This window comes from Photorhabdus sp. RM323S (assembly GCF_042879375.1).
Classification (GTDB): Bacteria; Pseudomonadota; Gammaproteobacteria; order Enterobacterales; family Enterobacteriaceae; genus Photorhabdus; species Photorhabdus tasmaniensis.
Genome location: NZ_JBHFKZ010000003.1, coordinates 155,329 through 168,822 on the forward strand (window position 1 = coordinate 155,329; position 13,494 = coordinate 168,822).

Sequence of the window (13,494 nt, forward strand, 5' to 3'; positions counted from 1 at the left end):
TCGTAAAAAACATCTTGTTTTGATGAAATCATCACCCTTAATAAGGACTCTCAATTAGCTGTGCATTCTACTTGATACCTCCGTTCAATAAAAGACGATCAACCACGTCTAATCTCATTATTCAGGATATTTTTTGAGATTTAACTGGATTAATGCGCCATTCTTCATTATTAAGTGGTGTAAACATTTTCATGTTATTAATCAGAGATTGCCGATGAAGCCAATGCAAAAATTATCACTATTCCGTCTGCTGCCACTCTCTTGCGTGCTGCTGACCGCCTGTACATTAACACAACCCGGTGGTTCCGGTTCGGCAGACTCCCCTCAGTGGCGGGCACACACACAACAACTACACCAATTGAACCAATACCAGACCCGTGGATCTTTTGCCTATCTGACTAATGAAAAGAAAGTTTATGCCCGCTTTTTCTGGCAACAATATAACCCTGAGCGCTACCGTTTATTATTAACGAATCCTCTGGGCAGCACTGAATTAGAACTGGTCGTTCAACCCGGCATGACGCAATTAACCGATAACCAGGGTAAAAAATATTTCAGTGATAATCCTGAAGAGATCATTTATCAACTCACCGATATGGATATTCCACTGGATAATCTGCGACATTGGATAACCGGTCTGCCCGGTGACGCAAAAGAGTTCAAGCTGGATGCTAACTATCTGTTGAAAACCTTAAACTATCAACAACATGGCGCAACATGGCAGGTTAATTATCAATCCTACGATAGCTCAACAACCCCCTCTCTTCCTGACCGTCTTGAACTGACTCAGGGCGACCGCCGCATTAAGCTGAAAATGGATAACTGGACCACAAAATAATGACGCTGACCTGGCCTTCACCGGCAAAACTTAACCTGTTTCTCTATATCACCGGTCGCCGCGCTGATGGTTATCACCAGTTGCAAACTCTGTTTCAGTTTCTGGATTATGGTGATGAAATTACCATCACCCCACGTCAGGATAATGAAATCCACTTACTGACACCGGTAGAAGGTGTGGAGCACGATAACAACCTGATTATTCGCGCGGCGCGTCTGTTGCAATCCTACAGCCATCAACACAGCACTGGCATTGCTCATCAAGGTGCAGATATCTGTATCAACAAGCGTCTGCCTATGGGCGGTGGGTTGGGAGGCGGTTCATCGAATGCCGCTACCGTACTGATTGCCCTGAATTACCACTGGCAAACTGGCCTCACAGACGAGACACTGGCAACCCTCGGTGTAAGTCTTGGTGCTGATGTGCCAGTCTTTATCAAAGGGCACGCCGCATTTGCAGAAGGTATTGGTGAAATCCTGCACATAGCAGAGCCGGAAGAGAAGTGGTATCTGGTTGCGCACCCTGGGATTGAAATCCCAACTCTGCGCATCTTCACAGATCCGGAATTAAAACGTGATACGCCAATTCGCTCTCTGGCCGCATTATTACAGGCTCCGTACGCAAATGATTGTGAATCTCTTGTAAGAAAACGTTTTCGTAAGGTTGAACAGCTTCTTTCATGGCTGCTAGAATACGCGCCGTCACGCCTGACAGGGACCGGTGCATGTGTATTCGGCGAATTCGAATCAGAAGCATCGGCCCGGAAGGTGTTAAATCAAGCCCCTGAGTGGTTGCATGGTTTTGTTGCGCGTGGCGTCAACAATTCACCTTTGCACAGTTTTCGCTCTGGGATACCCGGTTATTGAACCAATGAACAGATATCGTTCATTTGAGCATTGGTCAACAATATCTCTCTGGACGCAAGCCTGAGGTTTTTCTCGTGCCCGATATGAAGCTTTTTGCTGGTAACGCCATTCCTGAACTAGCACAACGTGTTGCCAACCGCCTGTACACCAATCTTGGAGACGCGGCTGTCGGTCGTTTCAGCGACGGTGAAGTCAGCGTACAAATTAACGAAAATGTACGCGGTGGTGATATTTTCATCATCCAGTCCACTTGTGCACCGACTAACGACAACTTGATGGAATTGGTCGTTATGGTTGATGCACTGCGCCGTGCCTCAGCCGGACGTATTACCGCAGTAATCCCTTACTTCGGTTATGCCCGTCAGGACCGCCGGGTCCGTTCAGCCCGTGTGCCGATTACCGCAAAAGTTGTCGCAGACTTCCTGTCCAGTGTCGGCGTAGACCGCGTACTGACAGTTGATCTGCATGCTGAACAGATCCAGGGGTTCTTTGACGTTCCGGTTGATAACGTATTTGGTAGCCCGATCCTGCTGGAAGATATGTTGCAGCAAGAATTGGCAAACCCTATCGTTGTTTCCCCGGATATTGGCGGTGTTGTCCGCGCCCGCGCTATCGCTAAGCTGCTGAATGACACGGATATGGCTATCATTGATAAACGCCGACCACGTGCTAACGTTTCTCAGGTGATGCACATTATTGGTGATGTTGCAGGTCGCGACTGCGTACTGGTTGATGACATGATTGATACCGGCGGTACATTATGCAAAGCGGCTGAAGCATTGAAAGAGCGTGGTGCTAAACGTGTATTTGCCTATGCAACTCACCCGATTTTCTCCGGCAACGCGGTGGACAACATCAAAAACTCGGTTATTGATGAAGTGATTGTCTGTGACACCATCCCATTATCTGCTGAGATCAAGGCGCTGAATAAGGTTCGTACTCTGACTTTATCCGGTATGCTAGCTGAAGCGATCCGTCGCATCAGTAATGAAGAGTCAATCTCTGCGATGTTTGAACACTAAGTTTCAGCCATAAATCGCGCTTAAGAAAAAACCCGTTGCCAAGAACTTCAACGGGTTTTCTGCTTATCCGGAGTCATAATAATATTCCTCCATTAGCAAAAATTCTGACTAACACTGTTTTTGTTATGGATACCGATGATCACCACGACGATAACGCTCGTCGTAATTTTTCAACCACCAGTAACGATCTGCCACACCTTCCCGGCCTCCCACACCGGCACCAGCTAACCAAACAAGAGCACCAACAAAAACTCCCAATAGCGCTGCTTCAGATAAAAACTCAGGCCAGCCAAAACCGAAGATATGGGGCAGTAATGTATAAGCCAGGCTGCTAACGATAGTCAACATACCAACACCCATTAATACATTACCAACTATGAAGGCACTCTGACGTTTCATATGTTACCTCCAACACTCTTCGAGCATACTAAGAACCTAAAGTCAAAAAGCTTATGTTTACTTACACTATAGAGTATAGCCCTATTTGCCAAAAGGTCATTGCGGACGCGATCACAACTAACAGAGATTTCATCGCAACTCCCTAGCCGTCCCTCTCTTCGCCTAAATTCTGGTGATTTTTTTGGCGTTGAATTCGAACATTAATCACTCGTCCATCGGGGATATCGCATAGCTCACCATCATTGTAATAAATGACTTCCCCGTCACTGTTAACGCTCTTTACGCGCTTATTTTGAGTAAATATCGGCGCATCGGTATTTTGCCGATGATAACATTCGATTGTTATATCGCCGCTAGACGTGTCTACTAATTCATTAACCCAAATAAGATTTAACCCGTTGCTGTCTGCCGGGACGATGGTACCACCGTGAATTCCCCATGCACCGTCTTTAGCAAAACCGTCGCAGCCACTGATACGATATTTCCCGGTATCTATCCGCTCGACAGTCACCCCCTCCGCTTCGCGAGTTAACGCATAAGTTCCGTCTGGATAAATACTCACTACGGGGCTGGATATTCTGATATTGCCATTAGTATCGGCGATGCAATTATCATTAAAGATGGCAATAGGATTACCGTTATATTTCAATTTATCGCCAATTGTCAGTCTGCCGTATCTTTTTTCGTTGCAAATATCAAAATCTTGTGACCCATCACCTGGAAATCCAACGAAGGCCGTTCTCGCCGTCCCTTCATAATACTGCAAATAGGCATGTCCGCCAGTACTGTATGTTATATTAAAAATACCCGCATTCCCCTTTAAATTTGCTGATGCAGCTTCAATCTGACCCGCAGGAGAAACAGAAAAAACCCGATTGTTATTAATATATGCAGCCAACTCTCCACCAATTGTCAATCTGCCAGATTTTTTTTCGTTGCAAATATCAAAATTTTGTGACCCGTCACCTGGAAATCCAACGTAAGCCGTTCTTTTTGCTCCCTCAAGAAACTGAAAATAGGCATGTTTACCAGTGTCATGTATTATGTTAAAAACACCCGCATTCCCCTTTATATTCGCTGACGCCGCTTCAATTTGGCCCGCAGGAGAAACAGAGAAAACCCGTTTGCCATTAATATCTACAGTATATCCATAGGTATCTACGCTACTACCACGCACAATACCTGTTTTAATATAATTGTCGTACCAATTGTAAAGTGTAAATGCAACCATCTCACTTGTTGGTTTAGCGCCCTGCACAGAAACTAACATAGTTGCATTACGTTCGGTGGGAAGTGTTTCAACCTGTTTAAACCTAAAATACCCTGAATAATTGCCACCATCGGCCGATACCGCATTTTTCGCCAACGCCACAGTTTCCGATAAGCCGAGGTTTTTTACAAACGCGTTTTTATCAGGAATATCTGCGCCATTTTGATTTTTTGCCAATCGGTCATTCGCGTTATCATTTACATCAGAAACAAGCTTCTGCGTCACCGCAAGGGTATTACTGTTACCGGTTTTATCTGTGAGCTGAGTAACACCTTTTTGTGTTAATGAAGCACTTGGCACTTCGGTTGCAATTTTTTGTTCTAACGCTCTATTTAATTGGGTAGTGAGTTTAACAATATCACCATCATCCAGAATATCATCACCGGAATATGTCGCGACAAAATTAGCCACAACAGATGCTATTGTTGATGACTGACGTAATACCTTATTGAGCAAATGAGTAGTGATATTTTCTGGCGGAAACCCGGTCTTTAAACTCCGGCTTTCTTCATATCCTTCTTGGCTCACTACATTGGCATTATTACTACTAGAAAAAGCTTTAAAATCATTTTTTTGACTCATATATCCTCCTAAAATTAAATAACCTCATTGCATAATCAATATGTTTAATTATTGTAAAAAACATTTTTCCTCTATTTATTCAAATTATAGTCTAGCTCGTAAAAACAATAATTAAACATTCTTATCACCCAGACAGTTAATTATTTTTGTACAATTAACAACAATAAAAGATTCAATATTTTCAAAGTCATGCTTCTTCGCTTTCAAACTGAACTTTGTACTCATCGCACCTGACAGGTAAACTACCCCTCTTTATTGTTTTTACTGTTAAAAGTGAAGAAAAATAGTGAGTAACATAAAATTAATTGTTGGTCTGGCTAATCCTGGTGCTGAATATGCCCAAACCCGGCACAACGCCGGGGCCTGGTACCTCGACCTGCTGGCGCAGAGCCACAATCAGCCATTGAAAGAAGAGAGTAAATTTTTCGGTTACACCGCCCGAATTAATATGTGCGACCATGATGTTCGTCTGTTAGTCCCGACAACATTTATGAACCTCAGCGGTAAATCTGTCGCGGCCCTCGCCTCCTTTTACCGTATCCAACCAGATGAAATTCTGGTGGCACATGATGAACTCGATTTACCGCCGGGAGTAGCAAAAATGAAGCTGGGCGGAAGTCATGGCGGTCATAATGGTTTGAAAGATATTCAAAACAAATTTGGCAATAATCCTAACTTCTATCGCTTACGTATTGGTATCGGTCATCCAGGTGATAAAAATAAAGTTATTGGCTTTGTGCTGGGAAAACCACCAGCCAGTGAACAAAAGCTGATTAATGACGCGATTGATGAAGCTCTGCGCTGCACGGATATTCTAATAAAACAAGGTATAGATAAAGCGATCAACCGCTTGCACAGCTTCAAAGCCAGTGCCTGACGATACAGAATAGATAAATCCTATTTGCGGGATCGTGATAGCTCGCCATTCCGTGTATAATGGCGCCAATTTTTTTCTGATTCATCACAAAGGCTACTCCAGCCTTTTGATTTATAAGTAATTTAAGGTGAAAACTTATGGGATTCAAATGCGGTATCGTTGGCTTGCCTAACGTCGGGAAATCAACATTATTCAATGCGCTGACCAAAGCAGGTATCGAAGCAGCAAACTTCCCGTTCTGCACCATTGAACCAAATACCGGTGTAGTACCGATGCCCGATCCACGGCTTGAGCAACTGGCGCAAATTGTAAAACCTCAACGTATCCTGCCTACCACAATGGAATTCGTCGATATTGCCGGTCTGGTGAAAGGCGCATCAAAAGGTGAAGGTCTGGGCAACCAGTTTCTGACTAATATTCGTGAAACGGAAGCTATCGGCCATGTTGTGCGTTGCTTCGTCAACGACAATATCATTCACGTTTCTGGTCAGGTTGACCCAGCCTCTGATATTGAGATCATCAATACAGAACTGGCCCTTTCCGATCTGGACACTTGTGAGCGAGCCATTCATCGCGTCCAGAAAAAAGCCAAAGGTGGCGATAAAGATGCCAAAGCCGAACTGGAAGCGCTGGAAAAATGCCTGCCGCATCTGGAACAAGCCGGTATGTTGCGGGCATTGGATCTCAGTGCTGAAGAGAAAGCTGCTATCCGCTACTTGAGCTTCCTGACGCTGAAACCCACGATGTACATTGCTAACGTCAACGAAGATGGTTTTGAAAACAATCCTCATCTGGATATTGTTCGTGCAATCGCAGAAAAAGAGGGATCGGTTGTCGTACCTGTTTGTGCTGCGGTAGAAGCCGATATCGCAGAGCTAGAAGATGATGAACGTGAAGAGTTCATGGCTGAACTTGGTCTGGAAGAACCCGGTTTAAACCGCGTTATCCGGGCTGGTTATCAGTTACTGAATCTGCAAACTTACTTCACTGCCGGCGTGAAAGAAGTCCGGGCATGGACAATCCCTGTCGGCGCAACCGCACCACAGGCTGCCGGTAAGATCCACACTGATTTCGAAAAAGGCTTTATCCGTGCGCAAACTATCGCTTTTGCAGATTTCATCACTTATAAAGGCGAACAAGGCGCAAAAGAGGCCGGCAAAATGCGTTCAGAAGGTAAGGAATATATCGTTAAAGATGGCGATGTGATGAATTTCTTGTTTAATGTTTAAATTATTACTCATCTCTCGTAACGTCGCATGGTGTTTCACAGACTGAATAAATCACTTCAAATCCACGCAACTGCGTGGATTCTGATTTTCAATCTTCGACAACGACACATTTATGTTAGCCGACGGTGCTCAGAAAAAGTTACCCTTAAGTATTCAGGCATGAAACTTAACTATCCGATCAATAGCAAATTGCAGGCTATCATCATCGAATAATTTCAATTTTCGATTCGCCCACCTTTCACCGGCAGGCCAGTGATGTAATCCCTCTTTCACGGATATCAGTGTTGGCTGGCAATTTTCGCGAGCCAGTAACCAATCAACCGTAGCCAGTAACTCCATACCAAACGGTGATTCAAAGCCATCAATTAACTGGCTCACCTGTTCAAGTGCAGGTAACCAGCTTTTGGCTTCACTGTGCAGGTAAGCGCTCACATAGTCCCTTTCCCTATCGTTAAACCAGATTACATCCAATGGCTGACTATCTGAGATGCGTTTTTCTGCTTTGAGATAACTACCATCCAGCGCATTTAGCAGATGATTCAGATTAGCGGCATGAGGGCCATAATAATTTGCCTCAAATCGTAGCGTTAACACATCTTCCAAATGATGCTGGTCAATAGCGCGCTGTAGCAACCACCCCAGCTTTTGAATTTCCAGCAGGCTGCATTCCATACCTAACACCCAGTAGCGCCGCACAAGTTCTGCGATCATCGCCCTGGCTGGCGTTAACTTTTTTACCCCAGTATTTTTGACAACATTTTGATATTTATCCGTTGGCTCATAGATCAAAATTTCTGTGTCGTGGAGATCGGACAGGGTTTTCTCAATCCGAGTTTTCACCTCAGGCCAGTTCAGTCCCCCATTACCGGCACCTAGCGGTGGAATAGCAATGGAACGCACCTGGTTTTCAATCAGAAACAGGCGCAAATCCTGCAATCCGGTTTCAATCCATTCTATTTTGGAGTCAACACGCCAATGCTGTTTGGTGGGGAAATTGACTATCCAGTGTGGCCCCATCAACTCACCGGTTTCAGTGACGAACATCTTTCCAGTCACTACCTGCTTCTGCTTACAAGCTTTGGCATAGGCCTGCATATTGAGTGGAAAACGCTCTTTGAACATGAGGGCAATGCCTTTCCCCATGACACCCATAGTATTGACCGTATTCACCAATGCTTCTACAGGGGCATCCAGTAAATTACCTTGTGTATATTTAATCATGAGAAATACCATCTTGCCCGGGCATAAACGGGCATAGTTATGTTGCGTTGAATCAGCCAGCTTTCTAATTGTAACTTGACAGTGTCGGTATAACAAACCATCCCTTTCAGCAACGCAATCGGACAATGCTGATGAATAAGTGCCTCTGCCTGATAACGTTCAAACTTTGCCGGATCTTCCGGGTCACGTTTGAAATCCCGCTCTTGCAGAATGCGCCAGTCAACATGATTTAAATCAGCCAGATCGGTATAAAAATTCGCCCAGTTGTAACAAGCGTGACTATCGGTAAAAACAAAACGCACATTTTGTGCAGCAACCCTATGCAGGCTACTGACCAGAATCACCATTTCATCATTTGGCCGTTGTTTAATGCCTCCACGACCACTGCGTATATTCATCAACATAGGTGAAAAAGGGGTAAAATAAAACGGGACGTAATCATGCAAAACACCACCCATACCGACAAGAACCGGATAACTGGCGCGCTTACAAATCAATTCTGGGTTACCAATGTTGACCCAGTTTTTAGCCTGAACAGGGCTGTTACCACAGTGCAGCCCGTTATCCAGAATCCATGGGATATTATCCCGGTGGACAATACGCCAGATCAGAGCTTTTTCAGGGTTGAGTCTGGTGCTGTAATCATATGCCATTTCAAACTCCTGAAAACATATGTGGATTGTTATTAACCTGCATATCTAATTGATATCTCTTTCGTAAGGCTACTACTGTTTTTTCTGTTAGAATATCAGGAATATAAGTACTAGGTTGTACCAGAAATATCATTATTGTCGAGGATAGAAAACAATTACCACATGTTCCAGTGAAACTCCAGATTACGCCACCGGCTGAATTTTATGACTGCGCAAAATATAGCCTTCCAGACTCTTTTATCGAACTTTTTCAGAATAATATCCCCATCAATTTACTCAAAAAGCACTACCGATGCTATCCAAAAATCATTCAGTTCTGTAATAAACAGTTTTTATGATAATCAACTTAATTCCGATGACACATGACAACGGCGAAGAAGCATTATCACTGATTACCACAGCCAAAGGGAATCACACCAGAAATCTATCCAACCTGCGAGAGTTTGAGTCCCTAAGGAAAATCGGGTGGGAAGCAAACTGTGATACAGGCTATGTTGTTCCCTATAATAATCAGATCAACCTTTCTCAGAAGCACATGTCGGAAAATATGATGGCGATATCCCGCGCCAAAAATAAATTTACGCTGGTAACCGGATATAATGTATTTACCAAGAACAATAAAACAGAATTAACCAAACGACAAAAAGCATTTTAACCAATAAGATAATACAATCAACAACAATCCCTACTTATAATTATTCATTTCAACTCAATATAAACAAAAAACAAATCAACATATAATTGATGATAAAGCAAATCATTAGCAGAGCAGATATAAATACATTATCAAATTGTATAACAAAGGGTTATTTTTATAAAGCACCCTAAAAACAAATTTTATGATAATAAACTTTACATATTGTATTTTTAAACTATTATGGAAATATCATAGATGCAATTTCTATCAATTGGCATAGATATTACCGGCTTTCAGAAAATATATTTATCACACAAAATAAAACGATATCTTATTGATCTAAAATAAATTATATTTCCTGAAATACATAATTAACCTAAATCAAAAATAAACATTCAATAGTTAATTATATAAATTTATAAGGAAAATAATCATGAAGAATATATTCACCAGCCCTGATTATGAATTTAAAAAGGCTCAAGAGTGGCTGGAGTATATTAAACCAGGAGAACTAAGATACCTGAAAACACAGGAATATCCCGATAACATTTCTTCTCATTTCCCGGCACCTGAAAATCTTTCTGACGTGCAAAGCCCAGCCAGTGTAGCAGCAACAGATGAATACACCATATTTACAAAGAAATCTGCTACATCATATAAATACCCGGTCAGCGTCACGGAGGGTTTGCAAACTATCATCAACTTATGCCGGATAGCTTCAGGCTATGATCCTTTAGAACCAGAAGGTAATGGCAATGCGCAGAAGTTCATTGCATTCACCAAAGAAATAGCGAATACTCCATTTCTCTCTTTACTGTGGGTAGAATCAAGTATTATTACTCAACAAAGCCATAATACCGATATCTTAATCGATTCTTTTGTTCAAGCTTTTAAAGGTCTCTCCCCTCAGGATAAAATTACAATAAAAATCTATCTAAAAGCGTTGACTAATACTGCTTTATCATATGCGGATGAGAAAGAAAGACAATCTAATTTCGTACAATACGTTCTTATTAAATCCCCAAATGGTGCTTCAATTATATTATATTCCTCTGTATTAACAATAAAGAGAGTGAATAATAAAGGTACTATAAAATTCACATCCAACTATAAACTTTCACAGGCAGAATATAATCTCAGTCAAGCATCATGGGAAAATGTAAAGCCAGCATTCGAGAAAGAAAATAAAATATCAACCGAATATTTAATTGACTGTATGACAACCAAACTAAAAACATAAATTAAAATATTTTTATAAACAGATTATAGGCATTGTTGCAAATAGGACTCAATATCGTTCCCTATTTTCAACAATATTTTAACATTCAATATCTAGTTTAATAAACTTATAAAGGACAAAAATCATGGAAAATATCTTAAGCAATCCTGATTACGCAGTAAAAAAATCCCAAGAATGGATAGAACATATTGAGAAAGGAGGAACAAGGTTGCTGAAAGATTGGCAACGTTCGGATAACATTTTCACAGATATTTCCAATCTTGAAGATTATTCCAAAGTACAAAGTCCAGCTAACGCCGCAGCTACAGAAAATTATGCACTACTTGCAAAACAATCTGCTACATCATATAAATATCCGGTAAGCGTTACTGAAGGTCTGCAAACGATAGTGAATATATGTCGTGCAGTTTCAGATTATAATGCGTTAGATCCTGAAGGCAAAGGCAATAAAGAGCACTTCTTTGCATTTACAAAAGAATTATCGGGTGTACCGATCCTTTCCTTAATATCAAAAAGCGTACAAAATGTTGTTCAAAAAAGCCGTAATATGGATGTTTTGATCAACTCTTTCCTGGAAAGCTTCCAAGGTTTAACTTATCTGGAGAGAGGCCAGATGAGGCTCCCCTTGAGACAATTGGCTCTCGCTGCATTATCCTATGCGGGTAAGAAGCAGACTCGATCTAATTTCGTACAAAACGTACTTACCACCTCGCCAAGAGGTGTATCATGCTTCTTATATTGGTCTGAGTTTTCAATAATCGCTTTAGAAGATAATAAAGGCACTATCGAATTCCAATCTACTTACCTTCTACCGCAAGCCGAATATCAACTGAGTTACGAAGCATGGAGAAATGCGCGGCCCGCATTCGAGAAAATACAGAAGGAAACATTAGAAGATTGGATTGACAATATGACAACCAAGAAGAAAGAAAAGTAAAGACACTGTGTATAGAATAAGTTGATATGGTGAAATAACTGACAAAATGGTGTCCGCAAATGCATCGTGGACACCATGATGAATATCTCCGATGTAAAACACTTCATTGTTGGTAACGATAATCAGTCCTTGACTTCTAGCATGTCCTGCTATCTGGTTATCATAAACCCCAATACGTTATAGTTATTACCCACATTCAGCCAATAAAGTATGGCAAAGATGGCCTAAAGTCTGCATAGCACGTTCCATTTCCTCATCCCAATCAAAAGAGACATTAAGACGAAAGGCATGGTTAAACTGTTGGCTGGTACAAAACATACTGCCAGGCGCAATACTGATCCCTTCCGCCAATGCCAGTTGATAAAGCCGCTCGGCACTGAACAGTGGCTCAAATTCCAGCCAGAGGAAATATCCGCCTTTCGGGCGGTTCACTTTCACTGATGCGGGCATATAGTCACCAATCGCCCGTAGCATTTGGTGTTGACGTTGCTCCAATACACGGCGAAGACGGCGCAAATGTTTATCGTATCCCCCTTCGGCAAGATAATCGGCAATAGCCAGTTGCGTCGGTATGCTAGCAGAAACGGTACTCATCATTTGTAACTGCTGGATTTTTCTGGCGTGCTTTCCTGCCGCCACCCAACCCACCCGGAATCCCGGTGCCAGGCATTTGGAAAATGAAGCACAGTGCATAAAGTTGCTTTCACTGTCCAGAGCTTTCGCCGGTACAGGCCGTTGCTGATCGAAATAGAGTTCACCATACACATCATCTTCAATCAGTACCACCTGGTGACGGTTAAGGATATTCACCAACCGTGATTTATTTTCGGCAGACATCGTTCCACCTAATGGATTCTGGAAGTGAGTCATTAACCAACAGGCTTTTACCGGATACTTTTGCAGCACCTCCTCCAACGCATCTAAATCAATACCGTGTTGCGGATCAGTTTTTATTGCCAGCGCTTTTAAGCGTAAACGCTCAATTGCCTGCAAAGCACCATAGAAAGCTGGCGATTCAATGACCACCCAATCACCCGGCTCAGTTACTGACTGCAAACTGAAACTCAGTGATTCCATCGCACCGGCAGTAATCACAATTTCATCAGGAGAAACATGAATACCATGCATCGCATAGCGGCGCGATATGTTACGGCGTAACTTATCGTTACCCGGTGGTAAGTTGGCTAAAGAGCTGTGCGGTGCTATTCGCCTGGCGACTGCCGCTAACGCTTTGGTCAGTTTAGGCTGAATCAATAAGGATGGATCCGGGAATGCTGAACCAAAAGGAATAATCGAAGGATCTTTGCACGCTTGTAATACATCAAAAATAGAAGCGCTTATTTCCACACTTTCGCTCAGATGTAATCGCTTTCCCCCTTTCGCCGCCGCAAATGGTTGCAAACGATTGGTGACATAATAACCAGACTGAGGCCGGGAAGTGATCCATCCCTGACTTTCCAATAACTGATACGACTGAACAACTGTCATCAAACTCAAACCCGATAATTTCACTGACTCCCTCAGTGAGGGTAATCTATCTCCTACCAACCAGGTACCATCTTCAATATGTTGCAGAATTTGCTTAGCAAATTGTTCATAACGCTTCATAAATTCAGACCTCCGTAGAAACTGTTATAGTCAATATACAGAAAACTGTCACTATTATAGTTATTTTTTTCATGTTTTACTTACCCACACACATTTCCTGCCTTTATTCAAACAA

General features: G+C 42.4%; 12 protein-coding genes and 1 pseudogene. 8 read left to right on the forward strand and 5 right to left on the reverse strand.

Features of this window, described 5'->3' with window-relative positions; genetic code table 11:
* Positions 1-214 precede the first annotated feature (214 nt).
* The 3 genes from lolB (at position 215) to prs (ending at position 2,726) form a co-directional block, all read left to right on the forward strand.
* A complete protein-coding gene (gene lolB / locus ACGF7G_RS02785) occupies positions 215-838 on the forward strand; it encodes a lipoprotein insertase outer membrane protein LolB (protein WP_387463385.1) in 624 nt (207 codons plus the stop codon).
* On the forward strand, positions 838-1,704 hold the full coding sequence (ispE, locus tag ACGF7G_RS02790) for a 4-(cytidine 5'-diphospho)-2-C-methyl-D-erythritol kinase (protein ID WP_387463387.1): 867 nt from the start codon (positions 838-840) through the stop codon (positions 1,702-1,704). Before lolB ends, ispE begins: the two co-directional genes overlap by 1 nt.
* A 74-nt stretch (positions 1,705-1,778) precedes the next feature.
* Positions 1,779-2,726 carry a ribose-phosphate diphosphokinase gene (prs, locus tag ACGF7G_RS02795; RefSeq protein WP_133813193.1) on the forward strand — a complete coding sequence of 316 codons (948 nt, stop codon included), beginning with the start codon at positions 1,779-1,781 and terminating at the stop codon, positions 2,724-2,726.
* 123 nt (positions 2,727-2,849) lie between these two features.
* On the opposite strand, the gene ychH is transcribed toward prs, so the two are convergent.
* Both ychH and ACGF7G_RS02805 read right to left on the reverse strand, forming a co-directional pair.
* Positions 2,850-3,125, reverse strand: a complete 276-nt coding sequence (ychH, locus tag ACGF7G_RS02800) for a stress-induced protein YchH (RefSeq protein WP_133813194.1) — start codon at positions 3,123-3,125, stop codon at positions 2,850-2,852.
* 142 nt (positions 3,126-3,267) lie between these two features.
* Entirely contained in the window at positions 3,268-4,977 is a 1,710-nt protein-coding gene (locus ACGF7G_RS02805) for a phage tail protein (RefSeq protein ID WP_387463389.1), read from the reverse strand.
* Positions 4,978-5,263: 286 nt separating this feature from the next.
* Here ACGF7G_RS02805 and pth point away from each other — a divergent pair, with 286 nt between their 5' ends.
* Together pth and ychF are read left to right on the forward strand one after the other, a co-directional pair.
* The gene (gene pth / locus ACGF7G_RS02810) at positions 5,264-5,854 is read left to right on the forward strand and encodes an aminoacyl-tRNA hydrolase (RefSeq protein ID WP_387463390.1); all 591 of its coding nucleotides are present in this window, start codon (positions 5,264-5,266) and stop codon (positions 5,852-5,854) included.
* A 137-nt stretch (positions 5,855-5,991) separates the two neighbouring features.
* Positions 5,992-7,083, forward strand: a complete 1,092-nt coding sequence (ychF, locus tag ACGF7G_RS02815) for a redox-regulated ATPase YchF (RefSeq protein ID WP_133813197.1) — start codon at positions 5,992-5,994, stop codon at positions 7,081-7,083.
* Between the two features lie 153 nt (positions 7,084-7,236).
* On the opposite strand, the gene ACGF7G_RS02820 is transcribed toward ychF, so the two are convergent.
* Complete coding sequence (locus ACGF7G_RS02820) at positions 7,237-8,304, reverse strand: macro domain-containing protein (protein ID WP_387463393.1); 1,068 nt, start codon at positions 8,302-8,304, stop codon at positions 7,237-7,239.
* Positions 8,301-8,957, reverse strand: coding sequence for a DUF4433 domain-containing protein (locus ACGF7G_RS02825; protein ID WP_387463395.1), 657 nt, complete (start codon positions 8,955-8,957; stop codon positions 8,301-8,303). The genes ACGF7G_RS02820 and ACGF7G_RS02825 overlap by 4 nt, the downstream gene beginning before the upstream one ends.
* A gap of 110 nt (positions 8,958-9,067) precedes the next feature.
* On the opposite strand from ACGF7G_RS02825, the pseudogene ACGF7G_RS02830 reads away from it, so the two are divergent.
* The 3 genes and pseudogenes from ACGF7G_RS02830 to ACGF7G_RS02840 all read left to right on the forward strand — a co-directional run.
* Positions 9,068-9,573: pseudogene (locus ACGF7G_RS02830) on the forward strand (DNA helicase); the annotation flags it as partial.
* Positions 9,574-10,027: 454 nt separating this feature from the next.
* Positions 10,028-10,834 carry a hypothetical protein gene (locus tag ACGF7G_RS02835; RefSeq protein ID WP_133813199.1) on the forward strand — a complete coding sequence of 269 codons (807 nt, stop codon included), beginning with the start codon at positions 10,028-10,030 and terminating at the stop codon, positions 10,832-10,834.
* A gap of 124 nt (positions 10,835-10,958) precedes the next feature.
* Positions 10,959-11,771: a hypothetical protein gene (locus ACGF7G_RS02840; RefSeq protein WP_387463397.1), complete on the forward strand. Its 813-nt coding sequence runs from the start codon at positions 10,959-10,961 to the stop codon at positions 11,769-11,771.
* 186 nt (positions 11,772-11,957) lie between these two features.
* On the opposite strand, the gene ACGF7G_RS02845 is transcribed toward ACGF7G_RS02840, so the two are convergent.
* A complete protein-coding gene (locus ACGF7G_RS02845) occupies positions 11,958-13,379 on the reverse strand; it encodes a PLP-dependent aminotransferase family protein (RefSeq protein ID WP_387463399.1) in 1,422 nt (473 codons plus the stop codon).
* Positions 13,380-13,494 lie beyond the last annotated feature (115 nt).